The following is a 19510-nucleotide window of genomic DNA, read 5'->3' on the forward strand; positions in this document are numbered from 1 at the left end:
ACCCCCGCGATGGAGGAGCAGCCCACGGGGCGCTCGGGCTTCGTCACCTTCGTGGGCAGGCCGAACGTCGGAAAGTCGACCCTCACGAATGCGCTGGTCGGCGAGAAGGTCGCTATCACCAGTGACAAGCCGCAGACCACGCGGCGCGCGATTCGCGGCATCCTGAACCGGCCGGCAGGCCAGCTCGTGATCGTCGACACACCAGGGCTTCACAAGCCGCGCACTCTGCTCGGGGAGCGGCTCAACAACCTCGTCGAGCAGGTGCTCGGCGATGTGGACGTCATCGGCTTCTGTGTCCCCGCCACGGAGAAGGTGGGCCCGGGCGATCGCCGCATCGCGCAATCGCTGGACGGATACCGTCGCGCCAAGAAGGTCGCGATCGTGACGAAGACGGATGCCGCTTCCCGCGAGCAGATCACCGAGCGACTCCTCGAGGTGGACCAGCTGCGCGAGGACTGGGCGGCCGTCATCCCGCTGTCGGCACTCACCCGCGACCAGCTGGACGTGCTCACCGACGAGTTGCTGTCGCTCATGCCGACGGGACCAGCGCTGTATCCCGAGGACGTCGTGACCGACGAGTCCACCGAGGACCGCATCGCCGAGATCATCCGGGAGGCCGCGCTGGAGGGCGTGCGGGACGAGCTGCCGCACTCGATCGCCGTGACGATCGAGGACATGTCCCAACGCGAGACCGGCAGCATGACCGACATCTACGCGAACATCGTCGTGGAGCGCGACAGCCAGAAGGCGATCATCATCGGGCACAAAGGCTCCCGGCTGCGGGACGTCGGAGCCCGTGCTCGCGCGCAGATCGAGCCCCTCGTGGGCACCCGCGTGTTCCTGAAGCTGCACGTTCGCGTGGCGAAGGAATGGCAGCGCGACCCTAAGCAGCTGGGCCGTCTCGGGTTCTAGACCGAGATGCACACTCGGCTGCACGGGTGTAGCCTGAAGCCATGCGTGCACGCTCGCTTCTTCTTAGCTGCCGCGACGAGGCCTCGATCTAGGGCCCTTCTCGTCGCGGAGCTTCGTGGTGGGCCCGCTCATAAGACGAGGAAGAAGCGACACCATGGAGAACACCCAGAGGCCTTCGGGCATGCCGATCCACAAGTATCGGCCGTTCCACGAGCAGATCCGTGTGGATCTGCCCGACCGCACGTGGCCGTCCCGGCGGATCACGCACGCACCGCGCTGGTGCGCCGTCGACCTGCGTGACGGCAACCAGGCGCTCATCGATCCGATGAGCCCGGAGCGCAAACGCGTCATGTTCCAGCTGCTCGTGAGCATGGGCTACAAAGAGATCGAGGTCGGCTTCCCCTCGGCCAGCCAGACGGACTTCGACTTCGTACGCCAGCTGATCGAAGAGGGCCTCATCCCCGACGATGTCACCATCCAGGTGCTGACGCAGGCGCGCGAACATCTCATCGAGCGCACCTACGAGTCGATCGCGGGAGCGAAGCAGGCGATCGTCCACCTGTACAACTCCACGAGCGTGCTGCAGCGGGAGGTCGTGTTCCGCACCGACCGCCAGGGCATCATCGACATCGCCGTGGACGGTGCCCGGCTGTGCCGGCAGTTCGAGAAGCGCATTCCCGAGACGAAGGTGTTCTACGAGTACTCGCCCGAGAGCTACACCGGCACGGAGCTCGAGTTCGCCGTGGACGTGTGCAACCAGGTGCTCGACGTCTTCGAGCCCTCGACCGACCGCAAGGTGATCATCAACCTGCCCGCCACCGTCGAGATGGCCACCCCCAACGTCTACGCCGACTCGATCGAGTGGATGTCACGACACCTGAACCACCGAGAGAACGTCATCCTCTCGCTCCACCCGCACAACGACCGCGGCACCGCGGTCGCGGCGGCCGAGCTGGGCTACATGGCCGGCGCCGACCGCATCGAAGGATGCCTGTTCGGCAACGGAGAGCGCACCGGAAACGTCGACCTGGTCGCATTGGGCGTAAATCTTCTGACCCAGGGCATCGACCCGCAGATCGACTTCGGCGACATCGACCAGGTCAAGCGCACCGTCGAGTACTGCAACCAGCTGCCGGTGCCCGAACGGAGTCCGTGGGCGGGTGACCTCGTCTTCACCGCCTTCAGCGGCTCCCACCAGGACGCCATCAAGAAGGGCTTCGAGGCGATGGAGGCACGTGCGGCGGCCGCCGGCGTAACCGTCGATGACATCGAGTGGGCGGTGCCCTACCTGCCCATCGACCCCAAGGACCTGGGCCGCTCGTATGAGGCCGTGATCCGGGTGAACTCGCAATCCGGCAAGGGCGGCGTGGCGTATCTGCTGAAGTCGGATCATGCGCTGGATCTGCCGCGGCGACTCCAGATCGAGTTCTCGGGCGTCGTGCAGGCCAAGACGGACGCCGAAGGCGGCGAGGTGACGAGCGACCAGATCTGGGCGATCTTCACCGACGAGTACCTGCCGACCACCGTCGCCCACGATCGGTGGGGGCGGTTCGAGCTGCTGGCCACCAGCACGCGCAGCGATATGTCCGGAGACGTTTCGCTGGATGTCACACTGCGCGACGGCGACACCAGCTATGACGCATCCGGGCACGGCAACGGTCCGGTCGCCGCCTTCCTCGAGGTGGTGCGTGCTCAGGGCTTCGACGTCACGCTCTACGACTATGTCGAGCACGCGCTGAGTGCCGGCGGTGACGCGCAAGCGGCGGCGTACGTCGAGCTGCAGGTCGATGGCGAACGCCTGTGGGGCGTCGGCATCGACGGCGACATTTCCACGGCATCGCTCAAGGCGATCGTGTCGGGTGTGAATCGTGCGATCCGCACCCGCGAGCATTCCGGAGCCCTCGCCGGCGTCTGACTCCACACACGAAGGGAGCGGGCTGACGGTCGAGGGGACTTCCTCCCCTCGACCGTCAGCTCTTGACGATGGGGATCGTCGACGTCTCGACCGCGACCTTGCGCCGGTACAGCGCTCGCTGCTCGGGGAGCGAGATGTCGAAGATCACCGCAAGCAGCCGGATGACCGCGGTCACGGCGATGCCGATGACGGCTGCCACCACGACATCCGCTCCAAGCTCGTATGAGCCGGCCAGGACGAGACAGCCGGCTCCCGCCGCGACGGCGTAGAGAGAGCCGACATGCATGATCGCCACCGGAAGACCCATGATCACGTCGCGCAGGATGCCGCCGCCGACGGCGGCGCACACCCCGACGAACACCGCCGGCACGAGGGGCAGGCCGAGCACGAGCGCCTTGCTGGTGCCGAAGGCCCCGAACAGCCCGATCACGAGCGCGTCGAGACCGACGATCACGGCATTGAGTCTCTGAAAGAGTCCCGCCAGCAGCATCCCTAGAAGAGCCGCTCCCGTCGCCGTCAAGAGGTACCAATTGCTCTGGAGCGTGGTGGGTGCCACGTTGAGCAGCAGGTCGCGGATGAGCCCGCCGCCCATGCCCATGACGACGCCGATGATCGCGACGCCGAGCAGATCCAGGCGCCGTTCGCCACGGAAGCCCGACGCGAACAGGGCTCCCTGGATGCCGCCGAGGCCCACGGCGATGAGGTCGGCCCACAGCGGGATCACGAAGAGCGGCTCGTCCACCGTTCCATTGTCGTCGCAGGAGTCGCAGGACGCGGGATCAGGGGATGTGAGTCCGCACTGCAGACATGAAGCCGTCCGGATCGTCCACCCACAGCCGGACGGCGTCGAGCTCGGCCGGTTCGCCGGAAACCTGCGTGATGACGGGGTGCTCGAGCATCACGAGGATGTTGGTCTCGTCGGCGATGCGGATCGCCAGCGTGCGCCCGTGCGCCTCATCGCGGATCTTGGGTGCCTTCTCAGTGACGTCGCGTGATCGCTCGACCGAGGCGACCGCCTCCCATGGCATGTCGATGTCGAGGTCGGTGCCCAGGCGGGCACGGATGCCGTCAGGTCCCACTGCGTGCGGCCGTGTGAGGTAGCCGAGCAAGAGGCCCAGCATCCAGGTGACGCCCCAGATTCCCAGAGCGAGGAGAGGGATCCTCACCCACGGCCATTGGTGGACGATGAGATCCACGATCGGAATCTCGACGGCCGAGAGCACGATGAAGATGACGAGGATCGTCATGATGGGGGAGTGGTACGCGAAGGCGCTCGCCCCCGTCGGCACGCGCGGGCGGCGGAACAGCCAGCGATAGAGGCTCTGCCACACGCCGACCTCCGCGCGCCACGCGGCGCGGGCGATCCGCGTGACGCGGCCGGGTGCCTTCTCGGTCACGACGCTCATCCGACGTCGCTCCGCTCGGCCTGGCGAGCGGCGTGCTCGGCGATCAGGGACTGAAGCCGATCGAGGATGTGCTGCAGCGCGCGGGAGGTGACCTGCAGGTCCTCGTCGTCGAGCCCGGCGACGAGGTCGCCGCCGAGAGCGGTGTGCTCAGCGTCCATGGTCTCCATGATCGACCGGCCCCGTTCGGTGAGGGTCACGAGAACCGCGCGCCGGTCGGTCGGGTGCGGTTCGCGCCGCGCGAAACCGGTGGCGTCCAGGGCATCCACGAGGGCGGTGACGTTGCGCGGGGTGACGCCGATGGCTTCGGCCAGCTGGACCTGGGTTGAAGGCCCGCTGTGATGAAGCACCCACAGCAGGTGCGTGCGGGAGGTCGTCAGGCCGCGCCGCTCCAGCTCGCTCGCCTGATCCGCTTCGAGCAGCTGCGAGATCGCGAGGAGCGTATCCAGAATCTGCGTGCCTGACATAGTGAATAGAATACATAATGTATCTCTGGAGCCGCAAAAGGGCCCGCGCGGACAGCCGGCCGTGCGTCAAACCGAGACCGCGGCGGACCGCCGCCTTCGGCCGCCTCCGGAGATAATTGACGAGTGCCCACCTACCGCGATGAAGTCGTGGTCCTGCGCACCCACAAGCTGGGTGAAGCCGACAGGATCGTGACCATGCTCAGCCGCCGGCACGGCAAACTGCGTGCCGTTGCGAAGGGCGTGCGGCGCACATCCTCCCGCTTCGGATCGCGGCTGGAGCCGTTCATGGTGGCTGATGTGCAGCTGTACCAGGGGAGGTCGCTGGACATCATCCAACAGGCCGAGTCGCTCGGCTCATACGGTGCCGACATCGCGGCGCACTACGACCGGTACACCACGGCTCACGCGATGGTCGAGACCGCCGACCGTCTCAACGAGGCCGAGGCCACACCCCAGCAGTACCTGCTTCTGGTCGGGGGACTGCGCGCGCTCGCGCGCGGTGAGCACGCGTCACGAAGCGTGCTGGATTCCTACCTGCTTCGCGCGATGGCTCTGTCCGGGTGGGCACCGGGTCTCGGTGAGTGTGCCCGCTGCGGGCGCCCCGGACCGCACGACACGTTCGTCGCTCAGCAGGGCGGGGTCGTGTGCGGCGACTGCGCACCCACCGGGGCGGCGCGCGTCGACCGCGCCACGGTCGGGCTCCTCCAGTCGCTCATGGCGGGGGAGTGGGAGCAGGTGGACGCCGCCTCAGCGGGATCCTCGGCGGCGGCATCGGGGCTGATCGCCGCCTACGCCCAGTGGCACCTCGAGCGCGGCATCCGTTCGCTGTCCCATGTCTCCGCACCACAGGAAGGCGCCCGGTGAGTCCGAAGCCCTACACGCATCGCGATGCCGTGCCCTACCGCCCGCTGGACTGGACGGGCGTGTACCCGCCCGCATACGCGAAGGGCACCGTACCCGAGCACGTCGCCCTGGTGATGGACGGAAACGGCCGCTGGGCCAACCGGCGGGGCCTGACCCGCATCGAGGGCCACAAGGCCGGCGAGGCCGCGCTCCTGGACGTCGTCGCCGGTGCGATCCAGGCGGGCGTCAGGCACCTCTCGGTGTACGCCTTCTCTACGGAGAACTGGTCGCGCTCGCCCGACGAGGTCCGCTTCCTCATGGGGTACAACCGCGACGTGCTCCACAGGCGACGCGATCAGCTCAACGAGTGGGGTGTGCGCATCCAGTGGGCCGGCCGCAAGCCACGCCTGTGGGGCTCGGTCATCAAGGAACTGCAGTACGCCGAACGGCTGACGGCGGGCAACGGTGTGCTCACGCTGACGATGTGCGTCAACTACGGCGGACGGATCGAGCTCGTCGACGCGATGCGCTCGATCGCAGACGACGTCGCGGCGGGGCGGCTGAAGCCCTCGGCGGTGTCGGAGAAGCTGATCCAGCGACGGCTCTACCAGCCGGGGATGCCTGACGTCGATCTGTTCATCCGCTCGAGCGGAGAGCAGCGCACTTCGAACTTCCTGCTGTGGGAGTCGGCGTATGCCGAGTTCGTCTTCCTCGACACCCTGTGGCCGGACTTCACCCGCGAAGACCTGTGGCACGGAATCGATCTGTACCTCGGTCGGGAGCGGCGATTCGGCGGTGCCGTGGACGTGCCTGATTCGCCGGCCGGTTGATCCGGGGCGTCCTCACCCACTCCGAGTGATGGCGCCGGGCCGGCGCACCTGGTATGCCGGTTGCAGCGGCTCGTCCCCATCGACGAGCGGCGTGAGACGGTCGTGCACCGGCCGCAGCCGGCCGATCAGGAGGAACACATGCTGCACAAGCGGGAATCCATCCGGGATGAAGTGCTCGACGGCGTCTACACGTCCACCGACCTGTCGGCCTCCATGCCCAAGTACCGCATACCCGACGACGAGCATCTCCCGCGGCACGCCTACGAGGCGGTGGCCGACGAACTCATGCTGGACGGCAACTCACGTCAGAACCTCGCGACCTTCTGTCAGACCTGGCTCGAGCCCGAGGTCAGGAGGCTCATGTCCGAGACGCTCGACAAGAACATGATCGATCGCGATGAGTATCCGCAGACGGCGGTCATCGAGGAGCGATGCGTTCACATACTCGCCGACCTATGGAATGCGCCGGACGCCGAGAACACCGTGGGGACCTCCACGACGGGTTCCAGCGAAGCGGCCATGCTCGGGGGAATGGCGCTGCTGTGGAACTGGCGCGCGCGGCGGCGCGCGGCGAACAAGCCGACCGACCGGCCCAACCTGATCACCGGGCCGGTGCAGGTCTGCTGGCACAAGTTCGCGCGCTACTGGGACGTCGAGCTGCGTGAGATTCCAATGGACGGCGACCGCTTGCTGATGACCCCCGACGAAGTGATCGCCCGCGTCGACGAGAACACGATCGGCGTCGTCCCGACTCTCGGCGTCACCTTCACCGGTGCATATGAGCCGGTCAAGGCCGTCAGTGAGGCGCTCGACGCTCTCGCCGCGGACACGGGACTGGACGTGCCCATCCACGTCGACGCGGCCAGCGGCGGCTTCCTCGCGCCGTTCGTGACACCCGACATCGTGTGGGACTTCCGCCTGCATCGCGTGAAGTCCGTCAACAGCTCGGGCCACAAGTTCGGGCTGGCGCCGCTCGGTGTCGGCTGGATCATCTGGCGGGATGCCGCGGAGCTGCCGGATGATCTCGTGTTCAACGTGAACTACCTGGGCGGCAGCATGCCCACGTTCGCGCTGAACTTCTCACGCCCGGCGGGCCAGGTCGTTGCGCAGTACTACAACTTCCTGCGACTGGGTCGCGAGGGATACCGCAAGGTGCAGCAGGCCGCTTACGACACCGCTACCCACCTGGGCGAGCAGATCGCCGGACTCGGGCCATTCGAGATCATCAACGACGGCCGGCCCGAGCACGGGATCCCCGCCGTCTCGTGGAAGCTGCGCGAAGACCAGGACCACGGATTCACCCTGTTCGACATCGCGGACCGCCTCCGCACGCGTGGGTGGCAGGTGCCCGCCTATACGCTGCCCGCCCATCGTCAGGACCTCGCGGTCCAGCGCATCCTGGTGCGCCAGGGCTTCAACCCGGACGAGGCGTCGCTCCTGATGGACGACTACCGCGCAGCGATCGCCCACTTCGACCGGCATCCGATCGTCACCCCCATGTCAGAGGAAGAAGCCGGGAGCTTTCATCACTGACGCACGCGGCATGCCTTCGACGGAATAGACCGCACCGCGCCCGCTGTTGAGTCCGGTATGACGGATGCCATCAAGATCGACGTGTGGAGCGACATCGCGTGCCCCTGGTGCTATATCGGCAAGCGCAACCTGGAAAAGGGGCTGGCCGCAGCAGCCGCCGACGAGGATGCCCCCAACGTCGAGGTGACCTTCCACTCGTTCGAGCTCTCACCCGACACACCCGTGGACTTCGAGGGCGACGAACTGGACTTCCTCTCGAAGCACAAGGGCATGCCGCGGGAGCAGGTTCAGCAGATGCTGGAGCGCGTCACGGGCGTCGCCGCCGAGGTGGGGCTGGAGTACCGATTCGACCTGCTGCAGCACACGAACACGGTCAAGGCACATGAGCTCCTGCACTTCGCCAAGGAGAACGGCCGCCAGCACGAGCTCGCCGAGCGGCTGATGTCGGCGTACTTCACCGAGGGCCGCCACCTCGGCCGCGAGGACGAGCTGGTGGCTCTGGCGACGGATGCCGGCCTCGAGGCGGAAGCCGCCCGCGACGCCCTGCGCAGCGGGCGATACCTCGACGCGGTGCGCGCTGATCAGGCCCAGGCGCAGGCGTACGGGATCAGCGGCGTGCCGTTCTTCGTGATCGACGGCAAGTATGGCGTCTCGGGTGCTCAACCCGCGGATGCTTTCGCGCAGATCGCTCGGCAGGTGTGGCAGGAGCGGCGAGAGCCCGCCGTCGTCGAGGGCTGACGGGGCCCGGACTCAGCGGGGAGGCCCGCCTCGATGACCCCGGCGATGGCGGGGTCGTCGGGCTTCAGCTGGGTCATAATCCCCAAGCTGGGCCCCGGCATTCAGCCGCGGGTCGGATTGCTATAAGAGAATGGGACAGTGACCATTGCCATCGCCCCCGCGCGCCCCCTGCGCATCGGGCCCATCGAACTCGACGCGCCCGTCGTGCTCGCGCCGATGGCGGGTATCACCAACACCGCCTTCCGTCGCTTGTGCCGCGAGTACGGTGCCGGCCTGTACGTCAGCGAGATGATCACGACGAGGGCACTGGTCGAGCGCAACGCGACCACCATGCGCCTCATCACGCACCACGAGTCCGAGACGCCTCGCTCGATCCAGCTCTACGGCGTGGACCCCGCCACGACCGAGGCCGCGGTGCGTCTGCTGGTCGAGGAGGATCGGGCCGACCACATCGATCTGAACTTCGGATGCCCCGTCCCCAAGGTCACCCGCAAGGGCGGGGGAGCCGCACTGCCCTGGAAGATCGGCTTGTTCCGCGAGATCGTCACCCGGGCGGCCCGTGCCGCCGGCGACATCCCGCTGACGATCAAGATGCGCAAGGGCATCGATTCCGACCACCTGACCTACCTGGACGCCGGGCGGATCGCCGAGGACGCGGGCGTGGCGTCGGTCGCGCTGCATGCCCGGACAGCGGCGGAGTTCTATTCGGGCACAGCGGACTGGTCGGCCATCGCGAAGCTCAAAGAGACCGTGACGAGCATCCCGGTGCTGGGCAACGGCGACATCTGGTCGGCCGAGGACGCCATGCGCATGATGGCCGAGACCGGGTGCGACGGCGTGGTGGTCGGACGCGGATGCCTCGGCCGGCCGTGGCTCTTCGGCGACCTCGCCCGATCGCTCGGGCGGCCCGGCGCAGCCCCCTCGGCGCCCGTCGACGCGACACTGGGATTCGTCGCGGCTGCGTTCCGCCGTCACGCCGAGCTCCTCGTGGACTTCTTCGAGGACGAGACACGTGGCTGCCGTGACATCCGCAAGCACGTCGCCTGGTATCTGAAGGGCTACCCGGTGGGAGGCGAAGCGCGCGCGGCGCTGGCAACCGTGTCGAGCCTCACCGAGATCGACGATCTGCTCGCGACGCTCGACCTCGACGCCCCCTATCCGGGTGCGGCCGCCGAAGGTCAGCGAGGCCGCGCCGGAACGCCGAAACGGCCCGCGCTTCCGGACCGCTGGCTGGATTCCCGGGATCTTGCCACGGAGGAGTCCTGTGCCCTCGCCGACGCGGAACTCGACCACAGTGGCGGCTGACGCCCTGGGCGCCGCTGAGCGCCCGGCGGGCTACGACGACGCTGACGCCGCTCGCTTCCACGCCGAACAGCACCGGTCCCAGCGCGACGACTTCGCGCGGGATCGGGCCCGCGTGCTGCACTCGGCCGCGCTCCGCCGCCTTGCTGCCAAGACCCAGGTGCTGAGCCCCGCCAGCCCCGCCGACTTCGCCCGCAACCGCCTCACGCATTCCCTCGAGGTGGCCCAGGTGGGTCGAGAGCTCGCGACGTCGTTGCGCCTGGCCGCCGATGTCGTCGACACGGCGTGCCTGAGTCACGACCTCGGACACCCGCCGTTCGGGCACAACGGCGAGCGCGCTCTCAATGAGTGGGCCGAGGACTTCGGCGGATTCGAGGGGAACGCGCAGACGCTGCGCATCCTGACACGACTCGAGCCTAAGGTGGTGGACGCCGACGGCCGAAGCTTCGGGTTGAACCTCACACGCGCGAGCCTCGACGCCTCATGCAAGTACCCGTGGACGGCCGATCACCCGCTCCCCGATCCGGGCGGGCGCCTGAAGTTCGGCGTCTATCCGGAGGACGAGGACGTCTTCGCGTGGCTGCGGTCGGACGCGCCGGGGCGAGTGCGGTGCATCGAAGCCGAGGTGATGGACCTCTCGGACGACATCGCCTACTCCGTGCACGACTTCGAGGACGCCGTCGTGAACGGCTATCTCGATCCGGCTCGGCTCGCCGACCCCGCCGAGCATCAGGCGCTGCTCAGCGCGATCCAGTCGTGGGTCGGGTTCGACTTCGCGCGTGATGAACTCGAGGACGCGCTGTACCGGCTCATGCGGATGCCGGAGTGGATCGACGCATTCGACGGCACCCGCGCCTCGCTGGCGCGGCTGAAGAACCTCACGTCGGACCTGATCGGCCGATTCGCCCGCGCGGCGACCACGGCGACCCGCGAGGCCTACGCGACCACGGTCCTCACCCGATACCGCGGGCACCTCGTGGTGCCGCGGGTGGTCGAGGCCGAGATGGCGGTGCTCAAAGGCATCATCGGCGCTGTGGTGGTGTCCATCGAGGGGCGCAAGGACCTCTACAAGGAGCAGCGGCGGGTTCTCAAGCGCCTCGCGACGGCACTGTGGGAGCATCCCGAGGCCTTGGACCGGCTCCACTCCCAGGATCTCGCGCTGGCCGACACGGACCGCGCGCGCCGCCGCGTGATCGTCGACCAGGTGGCGAGCCTGACCGATCAGCTCGCGATCGCGTGGCACGGTGCACTGGTCGGGCCCATCGACGCGGCGTCGCTCGGGGTGTGGGCCCCGGGGGCGCGGCCCGCCGTCGACGAGCGCCACTCCGCATCGACCGTGCGACTCGAAGGCCGCTGATGGCAGGGCGCATCCGGCAGGCCGACGTCGACGAGGTCAAATCGCGGACCAACATCGCCGACATCATCGGAGAGCGCGTCGCCCTCAAGTCGGCGGGGGTCGGGTCGCTCAAGGGCTTGTGCCCCTTCCACGACGAGCGCAGCCCGAGCTTCAACGTGCGCCCGCAGGCCGGCTTCTATCACTGCTTCGGGTGCGGCGAGTCCGGCGATGTGTACTCGTTCCTGCGGGCGATGGACCACGTCACGTTCACCGAGGCCGTCGAGCGCCTCGCCGGACGGCTCGGGTACACGCTTCACTACGAAGACGGCGGCGCAGCCCCCGAGACCGCGGGCCGCTCCCGGCTGTATGCGACCAACGCGGCGGCGGCGGAGTACTTCCGGTCCCAGCTGGCCACACCGGAAGCCGACGCGGCCCGCAGCTTTCTCGGACAACGCGGGTTCGACGCCGGCGCGGCCGCGCACTTCGGGGTGGGCTACGCCCCCAAGGGGTGGTCCAACATGCACGGCGCGCTGCGCCGGCTCGGGTTCAGCGATGAGGAACAGAGCGCCGCCGGACTGGTGTCGCAAGGGCAGCGAGGCGTGTACGACCGGTTCCGCGGGCGGGTCGTGTGGCCGATCCGCGACGTCACGGGTCAAGTGATCGGCTTCGGCGCCCGCCGCCTGTACGACGACGACAACGGGCCCAAATACCTCAACACCCCCGAGACCACCATCTACAAGAAGGCCCAGGTCCTCTACGGTCTCGATCTGGCCAAGCGCGACATCTCCCGCGAGCACCGGGTCGTGGTGGTCGAAGGCTATACCGACGTCATGGCCTGCCATCTTGCGGGTATCACCACCGCGATCGCGACATGCGGCACGGCCTTCGGGTCGGATCACATCACGGTGCTGCGACGCGTGATGGGCGACGATTCCACCGCCGGTGAGGTCGTCTTCACGTTCGACCCGGATGCCGCGGGTCAGAAGGCGGCGCTGCGCGCCTTCGCCGACGCCAAGAGGTTCAACGCCCAGACCTACGTCGCGACGGGACCCGAGGGCCTGGACCCGTGCGATCTCCGCCTCACCAGGGGAGACGGCGCCGTACGCGCATTGATGGATGCCAAGGTGCCGATGGTCGAGTTCGTCCTCGACCAGCGTGTATCCGGTTACGATCTCGCCAGTGTCGAAGGACGCGTGGGCGCGCTGCGCGCCGCCGCACCCGTCGTCGCCGAGCTGCGAGATCCGTTGCTGCAGCCGGAGTACGTGCGGGTTCTTGCTCGTCGCTTGGGCATGGACACCGAGGCGGTCCGGCGCGAGGTCGGCCGCGTCGGGCGCAGCGCCCGCGCGGATGCCGCAGGCGCCGCCGGGCCGTCGCGCGCGCCGGCGGATGAGGTCGCGATGCGCGTCTCTCTCGCGACGCTCCCGCGCAGCCCCGAGGTCGGACTCGAGAGGGACGCACTGATGGGGGTCATGCAGTTCGGCCACCGGATGGACGACACACTCGTCGCGCGCGCGCTCGACCTGCCGTTCCGGCATCCGGCACTGGACGCGGTCCGCGTCGCGACCCAGAGCGCTCCCGATCGACAGCGCCCCGGCTGGGCCGTCGATGCCGTCGCGACGGTGCGCGAGCCGTATCGGTCTTTGGCGGCCGAGCTCCTCGCCGGGGATTTCCCCGCCCTTCACGACGACGAGGCGGTCGCATCCGCGCACGACCTCGTGCGCAGGCTGATCATGCGCGGCCTCGAGAGTGAGAAGAGCGAGCTGCTCGGCGCGATCCAGCGCGTGTCGGCGGCTTCTGACGAGGGACGGCGCGTTCGGCTTCGCCTGCGTGAGATCGACGCGGAGCGCCAGGCTCTGGCCGATGGCTTCTGAAACAGGCCCCGCGCCGACGTGCCGGCTGGCGCACACACCATGCGGCACGGCAGGATGAATTCATGCCTCGACGTCGAGAAGCCGAAGTCGCCGTCCGGTGCGTGGATCTCTCCCTCGCGCGATCCGGACGGGGCGGGGTCGGTCAGCGTGTGGTCGACGGCGTGTCGTTCGACCTTCCGCATGGAGGCACGCTGGCGCTCATGGGTCCGACCGGGGCGGGTAAGTCCTCGCTGGCCGCGGTGCTGGCCGGTGCCGGCGAGCCCGGCCTGAGTGTGGCGGGCGGCTCGGCCGAGGTCGAGGGCATCCCCGTGCGAAACCCCGGGCGCGCCCATCGCCAGCTCACCTACTACGCGGGCTACCTCCCGCAGTCCGCCGGGGCACGGCTTCCCGCTCGACTCACCGTCGGGGACGTGATCGGCGAGCCGATCACGAGCCGCGACAAGCGCGTCAACCCACGCGCACTCGCGGTGCGCGTGGCGACTCTTCTCGACGAGATGCTGCTTCCGCTCGGCGCAGCGGCGAAGTATCCCTACGAGCTGAGCGCGGGGATGCGGCAGCGGGTCGCCCTCGCTCGAGCCCTCGTCCTGCAGCCCCGCGTCCTCATCGCCGACGAGCCGTTCTCGAACCTGGACGTCGAAGTCCGCAAGGCCGCCAGAGAGGCGCTGGTACGCCGCCGGCATGAACTCGGGATGGCGATGCTGGTCGTCACGAACGAGCCTGAGGTGGTGCGAGAGCTCGATGCCGACGTGCTGGTGCTGCGAGGCGGTCATGCCGTGGCGTTCGGTCACGGCACGCGCGACCTGTTGTGGACTCCCAGCGCAGAAGCAGACCGGCGCCTGGTCAGCTGACCCCGCCCGGTGTCACGACCACCCTGCGAGCTTTGCTAACATGGACTGGTTGCCCGCGCCGCGGCGCGGGCCATTCCTCCATAGCTCAATTGGCAGAGCAATCGGCTGTTAACCGATAGGTTCTTGGTTCGAGTCCAAGTGGGGGAGCGAAGGCCTCGAGGCTCCACCCTCGGGGCCTTCCTTCATTCCGCGGCCTCCGGTGTCGTGTGCGAAGCCGTCAACCCTCGAGATCGTCGATCCCGGGAGTCCAGGACTGACCGGGCCTACCCCACCCGCGCTTGCGCGCGATCTTCTGCACGGTCTTCCAGTCGCCGTCGCCGAGGCGGTCGACGTACAGGATGCCGTCGAGATGATCGAACTCGTGCTGCATGATGCGGGCGCGCCAGCCGTCGACCTGAATGCGCACCGGCCGGCCCTCGGCATCCAGGCCGGTCACCATCACCTCGTCCGAGCGGCGTAGCGCGAACCGCTCGCCAGGAAACGACAGGCAGCCTTCCGCCTCGTCGTCGGGGTCCGGGTCGCCGGGTTCGAGCGGGCGCATCCACAGCTCCGGGTTGACGATCACGCCACGCCACGGTGCGCCCTCGTCGTCCGCGTAGGCGTAGGTGTAGATCCGCAGCGGGACTCCCACCTGGGGAGCGGCGAGCCCCACACCGGGCGCGGTATCCATCGTCTCGAACATGTCGGCGATCAGCGTGCGGATCTCGTCGGTGATCTCATCCACCGGCGCGGCGGGCGAGTGGAGGACGGGATCACCCATGATGCGAATCGGGAGAACAGCCACGCCTTGAGCCTATCGACCGGCGTCGCAGGTTAGTGTCGGTGTGTGGTGTGGATGGTGGCCGAGCTCGAGGACGTGGGCGATCAGCTCGTCGGCGCGTTTCAGAACCCCGGCCTGCTCATCGGCATCCCGCTGGCCCTGCTCGGCGCAGTGTTCATGTCGTTCGGCGCACAGTACCAGCACCGCGGCGTCACCAAGGTCGAGCAGCTCAGCGGTGCGACCGGGCACGAGGGGCTGAGCGCCGGGAACCTGTTCAAACTGCTCTCGCGACCGTCGTGGGTGCTCGGAACGGTCATGCTGGGCATCGCGATCATCTGCCAGCTGACGGCCCTCGCATACGCGCCGCTGATCGTCGTGCAGCCGCTCGGGGCGATCGCCCTGGTCATCACCACGCTCCTGAACGCGCAGATCAGCGGTCACAAGCCCACCAAGCGGTCGCTGATCGCAATCGCCGCGTGTGTCGGCGGCATCTTCGTGTTCGTCACGATCGCCGCCCTGTTCGCGACCGAGAGGCCGGTGTCGAACCAGCAGCTGATCACGATCCTCGTGCTGCTAGGCGTGGTCACCCTCGTCTTCGCGGGGCTGTTCATCTGGTTCCGCAAACGCATCGGCCCGCTGTTCTACATCACCGCGGCCGGCGTCATCTATGGTTTCGTGGCAACGCTGGCCAAGGTCGTCATCGTACGCATCCAGCGCGGCGACTTCGAATGGCTCACGATGCTGTGCCTGGCCGCGCTGATCGTGACCGCCATCGTCGGTGCGTATTTCGTCCAGACCGCGTACTCGTCAGGCCCGCCCGATCTCGTCGTCGCGGGGCTGACCGTGGTGGATCCGATCGTCGCGATCCTCATCGGCCTGATCGTCCTGCAGGAGGTCGCCGGGGCGCCACTGTGGGTCTACATCGCGTTCGGCGCGGTGGGTGCCGTTGCGGTGTGGGGCGTGTTCCAGCTCGCCCGCCATCACCCGCAGATCATCAGCGACAGCCAGGAACTCCCAATCCAGCGCGGCAGCAGCGGGCACGGGATGGATGTCGCGGAGCCGCGCACCGGCTCCATCCGCGTCACGGAGGCTGTCGCCAAGGTCTGGCCGGAGCCGCCGGTGAACGACCCGGCGGACGGATCCGAAGAACGCTGAAGCGTCCGCGGCGACGCGCGCGGTAGGCTCGTCTGCGCACGGAGACGTGCGAGGGGCGGTGGCCAAGCTGGTCAAGGCAGCGGGCTCATAACCCGACGATCGTGGGTTCAAGTCCCACCCGCCCTACGAGCGTCCCCGTCCGCCCCAACGGCGGCGGGGACACGCGCAGAGCGAGCCTGCGGACGATGGCCCGCGCCGACGGCATGACGAGCACGCGTCAGCGCAGTTTTTCAGCCAGGAGCGCTGTGCCCTCCGCCTCCAGGTCGCGGATACGCCTCACCTCGTGTGCGAGTTGAGAATACGTCAACGTTCCTGACCCGGCCCGATGCGAGATCGTCCGCCAGTGGCCCGCAGAGCGCTCGAACGCCGCAGCGGCCGCGTCGAGGTTCGCGAGGCGAAGCGTCCGCGCGAAGAGAGGGCGGCCCGCGGTGGGTGCAGTGTGCTCGCGCTCGATCCCGTCCACCAGACGCGTACGCCACACAGGATTCGACCCGAAAAGGGCGGGCCAGTCGTCCCTCCCTACTCCGTCGGCGCGCTGCGCCCACTTCTCCAACCCCGAGAGGCCGAAGTTCACGTCGAAGGAATTGCCGAGCACGGGTCCGGTCATGCCTGCCACACACGCTCGGAGGCCCGCCCTCAGCGGGGTGGCGACATCGAGCTGCGCGCCCGCTGCTTCCTCCACAGCGATGACCGGATGCTTGCGCCGAGACAGCATGTATGCCGTGACGATGTCCTCCACCGACATCGTCTGCGCTGACCCCGACCCATCGAGGACACGACACCCGCCCTCCTCCGCAGGAAGGATCAGGACCACCTGTTCCTCGCGTTCGTCGGCCGACGGGTGCAACCAGTTCAATGAACCGCGCGCGAGAGGAAGGATGACCGGTCTCCGGTCGCGCAAGAGCGCGACGGTGAGTGCCTTCGTCTTGACCTGGACGTGGGGGATGCCGAGCCGATCGAGCATCGTCGGAGCCCATGGCGCGGGATGATGCTGGCAGACGATGGTCAGGAGCGGGTGGTCCACCTCGGCGTAGGTGAAGACCGCGTACATGAAACCGATGCCGCCCCCTACGCCGAAAGCGGCCTCCGGAGCGAGATCCATGCCGTGGGCACGCAAGAGGGCGACCACCAGAGCAGACGCCGGGTGCGCGTCTGCCGGCCTGGCGGGATTCCCCGCCTCCAGCATCGCCGCCGCCTGTGCGTAAGTGCGCCCGGATGCCGACATCTCGGCCCGCACCCGGGCTTTGAAGGCTTTGCGCGCGGTCATCGCATACCGCCGGCGCGTAATGTGTCGTCGTTCATCACTCACAGTTTCCGGCCGGCCGCCGACGTCCCCCACGCATCTCCCGGCGACGACCCGTGTGAATGCACCGTCGACATGTCGTCCGCGATGACCGAGTCACCTTTGCCTGGGATGCCACCGGGCGTGGGCCGGAGGACGGGCTGGCGGGCGGAGCCGCGCGCTCAGCATACCGCCGGGTTCGAGGCTGGTCGAGAAGAAGTGTCCCGGCGTCCGCCGCCGTCACTCACATCGCGTTGCCGATGTAGGAGTACTTGACGAACACCTCGGGCGCCAAGCCCGCCTCTGCGAGGACGCCCTGCACGGCGCTGAGCATGTAGCTGGAGTCCCAGCCCATGTAAAGCGAGTGCTCGTCATCCAATCGGTCCCATTGCCCGTTCCACGATTGCGCCGTGTACACCGGTCCGCCGCGCCCGCGGCTGTAGGCGACGACGGCTTCGCGCGAGTCCGCCCACAGCCGCTTGAAGATGCGGTTGAAGAGGTGCTTGACGTCGTACACCTCCCAATGCTCGCCGCAGTACTCCACGTACGACCACTCACGCTGCCAGCCGGGTGGCCAGCCGCGCCGTCGGATCGCATCGAGGATGGGAGTCAGGCCGTCATCGTCGATGGCGGGTCCACCCGGCCGCTGCCAGATCTCGACGAATCGGCCGGCGAGCTGCGCCGAGCGCGCGGCGATCGCCGCGGTGCTCCAGCTGTCGAGGGTGCCGATCGCCGCCGTGGTGGCCACGGCGCTGCGTGCATAGAGCGCGCGCTTCTCGGGGAAGGAACGGTCGAAGGCGCGTAGGGCGAGATCCTCCTCGAGCAGAGTCAGATTGCCGATCGTGTTGGCGAGGGCCCGGTGGCTGTTCTGCTCGTCCTCGCTGTACGCCGCCCATTCCCGCATGCCGTCACCGGTCCACGCGTCTGAGGGCGCGAGCGGCACGATGTGCTCGAGGTCCATGCCACCGGCGCCGTCCACGCCGGCGATGCGGCCGAGCACGTAGCGGGGGTGCGGGAGGTCGACGTACTTGAGCGCCGCAGCGACGCGCTCGTCCGACGGAGTGATGCGTGAGATCGCCGAGACGAGGGCATCGGCACTGTCGCCGCGGGCGCGACACAGTCGTGCCACGAGTCGCTCGGTACCCGTGCCGACGACGGAGCGCCGAACGAGAAGCGCCTGCACCATCTCGAGCGTTGCGATCAGGTCGTTCCGATCGAGGGCGCCGAGCTCGAAGTCGCGATACGCGAGCATCACGAGCGGGTACATCGTCGTGCCGAACGTGTTCAGATAACCGAGATGACGGCCGACCTCGGGATCCGGCGCGTCCTCCGGGACGAGCATCGTCCGATACACCCGCGAGAGCGCCCGCCACTCCTGCGCGTAGCGAATGAGCTCCGAGTAGTCGAGGCGAGGAAACTCGTGTCGGAACGCGTCGTAGACGCCACGCCCGCCGACGATTGAGACCTCGCGGCCGGTCTTCATGACGAGATACTGACGCCAGAAATCCGCAATCGACTCGCCGGTGTTCTGCTCGATCACGCGCCAGTACTCGGACTCGATCCCGCGCTGCTCGACGTGACCGAGCCCCATGAGCACGTAATTGTGGATGAGCTCGTGGTCGCGCAGCGGCTCACCGGTGGAATTGAGGCTCTCGAAGATCTGTTGCGCGTTGGCACCGGTGCCCAGGGTGATCGCCACATGCTCGAGCTTCTGCAGACCGCGCCAGATGTGGGGCGCCTCGTCGAGGCTGATCTGGCTGCGGAAAAAGGCGTAGTTGTCGTCGAAGCGCGAATCGCGGGACTCACCGGCGGGAAGCGCAAGGTCGAGCACCACTCGCTCGAACACCGACGCCCACGCGTGGTGAGGGCGCAGCTTCGTCAGCGTCGGGTCGTCGGAATGCACGAGTACGCGGGCGAGCTCATCGGCCAGCGCGGGGTCGGACTCACGGACGGTGTGATGCAGTGCCGCGACCAGCAGCATGAGGGTCGTCGTACGCTGCTGGCCGTCGATGAGGACGAGCTCCGCGGTGTCGGTGCCCCCACCCGCGGAGGACAGGATCGACCCGATGAAGTGCATGTGTCCGTCGTCCAGGTCGGCGACCGCGCGGATATCGGCGAGCAACTGCTCGCAAGCGCCGATATCCCACCGGTACTGCCGCTGGTATACCGGGACGACGATGGTCCAATCGGCTGCCGACAGCCACCCGATCGTGTTGACAGCGGTGGCGTCGACATTCGTGGCACTGACCATGGCGTGTCCAGTCTACGGGCCGGGCACGCGCGGACGAGAGTTGCCGGAGCGTCCCGGCGGGCGC

At 68.1% G+C, this 19510-nt stretch carries 17 protein-coding genes and 2 tRNA genes; 13 read left to right on the top strand and 6 right to left on the bottom strand.

From position 1 onward, the window contains the following. The first annotated feature begins 9 nt into the window (after nucleotides 1-9). Nucleotides 10-912 (top strand): GTPase Era, encoded by a 903-nt coding sequence (era, locus tag K0817_RS09645; protein ID WP_374209545.1) that lies wholly within the window; start codon nucleotides 10-12, stop codon nucleotides 910-912. Between the two features lie 154 nt (nucleotides 913-1066). Then, complete coding sequence (gene leuA, locus K0817_RS09650) at nucleotides 1067-2827, top strand: 2-isopropylmalate synthase (RefSeq protein ID WP_219981242.1); 1761 nt, start codon at nucleotides 1067-1069, stop codon at nucleotides 2825-2827. Nucleotides 2828-2882: 55 nt separating this feature from the next. Here the strand turns inward: leuA and K0817_RS09655 are convergent, their stop codons facing one another. From K0817_RS09655 to K0817_RS09665, 3 genes are read right to left on the bottom strand one after another with little or no spacing between them, the layout of a single operon-like run. Then, the gene (locus K0817_RS09655; protein ID WP_219981243.1) at nucleotides 2883-3569 is read right to left on the bottom strand and encodes a TRIC cation channel family protein; all 687 of its coding nucleotides are present in this window, start codon (nucleotides 3567-3569) and stop codon (nucleotides 2883-2885) included. A 37-nt stretch (nucleotides 3570-3606) separates the two neighbouring features. Next, a complete protein-coding gene (locus tag K0817_RS09660) occupies nucleotides 3607-4224 on the bottom strand; it encodes a hypothetical protein (RefSeq protein WP_374209539.1) in 618 nt (205 codons plus the stop codon). 5 nt (nucleotides 4225-4229) lie between these two features. Then, nucleotides 4230-4697, bottom strand: coding sequence for a MarR family winged helix-turn-helix transcriptional regulator (locus tag K0817_RS09665; RefSeq protein ID WP_219981245.1), 468 nt, complete (start codon nucleotides 4695-4697; stop codon nucleotides 4230-4232). Nucleotides 4698-4820: 123 nt separating this feature from the next. On the opposite strand from K0817_RS09665, the gene recO reads away from it, so the two are divergent. From recO to K0817_RS09710, 9 genes are all read left to right on the top strand, one after another. Then, entirely contained in the window at nucleotides 4821-5561 is a 741-nt protein-coding gene (gene recO / locus K0817_RS09670; protein WP_219981246.1) for a DNA repair protein RecO, read from the top strand. Next, nucleotides 5558-6370, top strand: coding sequence for an isoprenyl transferase (locus K0817_RS09675; protein ID WP_219981247.1), 813 nt, complete (start codon nucleotides 5558-5560; stop codon nucleotides 6368-6370). The genes recO and K0817_RS09675 overlap by 4 nt, the downstream gene beginning before the upstream one ends. Before the next feature lie 138 nt (nucleotides 6371-6508). Continuing rightward, nucleotides 6509-7903: a glutamate decarboxylase gene (locus tag K0817_RS09680; protein WP_219981248.1), complete on the top strand. Its 1395-nt coding sequence runs from the start codon at nucleotides 6509-6511 to the stop codon at nucleotides 7901-7903. Between the two features lie 57 nt (nucleotides 7904-7960). Beyond that, nucleotides 7961-8641: a DsbA family protein gene (locus K0817_RS09685; RefSeq protein WP_219981249.1), complete on the top strand. Its 681-nt coding sequence runs from the start codon at nucleotides 7961-7963 to the stop codon at nucleotides 8639-8641. Between the two features lie 138 nt (nucleotides 8642-8779). Further along, a complete protein-coding gene (dusB, locus tag K0817_RS09690; protein WP_219981250.1) occupies nucleotides 8780-9946 on the top strand; it encodes a tRNA dihydrouridine synthase DusB in 1167 nt (388 codons plus the stop codon). Further along, the gene (locus tag K0817_RS09695) at nucleotides 9936-11300 is read left to right on the top strand and encodes a deoxyguanosinetriphosphate triphosphohydrolase (RefSeq protein WP_219981611.1); all 1365 of its coding nucleotides are present in this window, start codon (nucleotides 9936-9938) and stop codon (nucleotides 11298-11300) included. Before dusB ends, K0817_RS09695 begins: the two co-directional genes overlap by 11 nt. Beyond that, nucleotides 11300-13150 (top strand): DNA primase, encoded by a 1851-nt coding sequence (dnaG, locus tag K0817_RS09700; RefSeq protein ID WP_219981251.1) that lies wholly within the window; start codon nucleotides 11300-11302, stop codon nucleotides 13148-13150. The genes K0817_RS09695 and dnaG overlap by 1 nt, the downstream gene beginning before the upstream one ends. Nucleotides 13151-13212: 62 nt before the next feature. Continuing rightward, on the top strand, nucleotides 13213-13998 hold the full coding sequence (locus tag K0817_RS09705; RefSeq protein ID WP_219981252.1) for an ATP-binding cassette domain-containing protein: 786 nt from the start codon (nucleotides 13213-13215) through the stop codon (nucleotides 13996-13998). Nucleotides 13999-14072: 74 nt separating this feature from the next. After that, nucleotides 14073-14145, top strand: a tRNA-Asn gene (locus tag K0817_RS09710). A 70-nt stretch (nucleotides 14146-14215) separates the two neighbouring features. On the opposite strand, the gene def is transcribed toward K0817_RS09710, so the two are convergent. Next, nucleotides 14216-14782, bottom strand: coding sequence for a peptide deformylase (gene def, locus K0817_RS09715; RefSeq protein ID WP_219981253.1), 567 nt, complete (start codon nucleotides 14780-14782; stop codon nucleotides 14216-14218). A gap of 42 nt (nucleotides 14783-14824) precedes the next feature. On the opposite strand from def, the gene K0817_RS09720 reads away from it, so the two are divergent. Further along, nucleotides 14825-15913: a DMT family transporter gene (locus K0817_RS09720; RefSeq protein WP_374209540.1), complete on the top strand. Its 1089-nt coding sequence runs from the start codon at nucleotides 14825-14827 to the stop codon at nucleotides 15911-15913. 52 nt (nucleotides 15914-15965) lie between these two features. After that, nucleotides 15966-16039: transfer RNA gene (locus K0817_RS09725), tRNA-Ile, on the top strand. A 91-nt stretch (nucleotides 16040-16130) separates the two neighbouring features. On the opposite strand, the gene K0817_RS09730 is transcribed toward K0817_RS09725, so the two are convergent. Further along, the gene (locus tag K0817_RS09730) at nucleotides 16131-17180 is read right to left on the bottom strand and encodes a BtrH N-terminal domain-containing protein (RefSeq protein WP_253735285.1); all 1050 of its coding nucleotides are present in this window, start codon (nucleotides 17178-17180) and stop codon (nucleotides 16131-16133) included. Between the two features lie 259 nt (nucleotides 17181-17439). Next, entirely contained in the window at nucleotides 17440-19446 is a 2007-nt protein-coding gene (locus K0817_RS09735; RefSeq protein ID WP_219981254.1) for a DUF262 domain-containing protein, read from the bottom strand. Between the last annotated feature and the right edge of the window lie 64 nt (nucleotides 19447-19510).

It is taken from the genome of Microbacterium sp. HD4P20, from assembly GCF_019449275.2.
Taxonomy (GTDB): domain Bacteria; phylum Actinomycetota; class Actinomycetes; order Actinomycetales; family Microbacteriaceae; genus Microbacterium.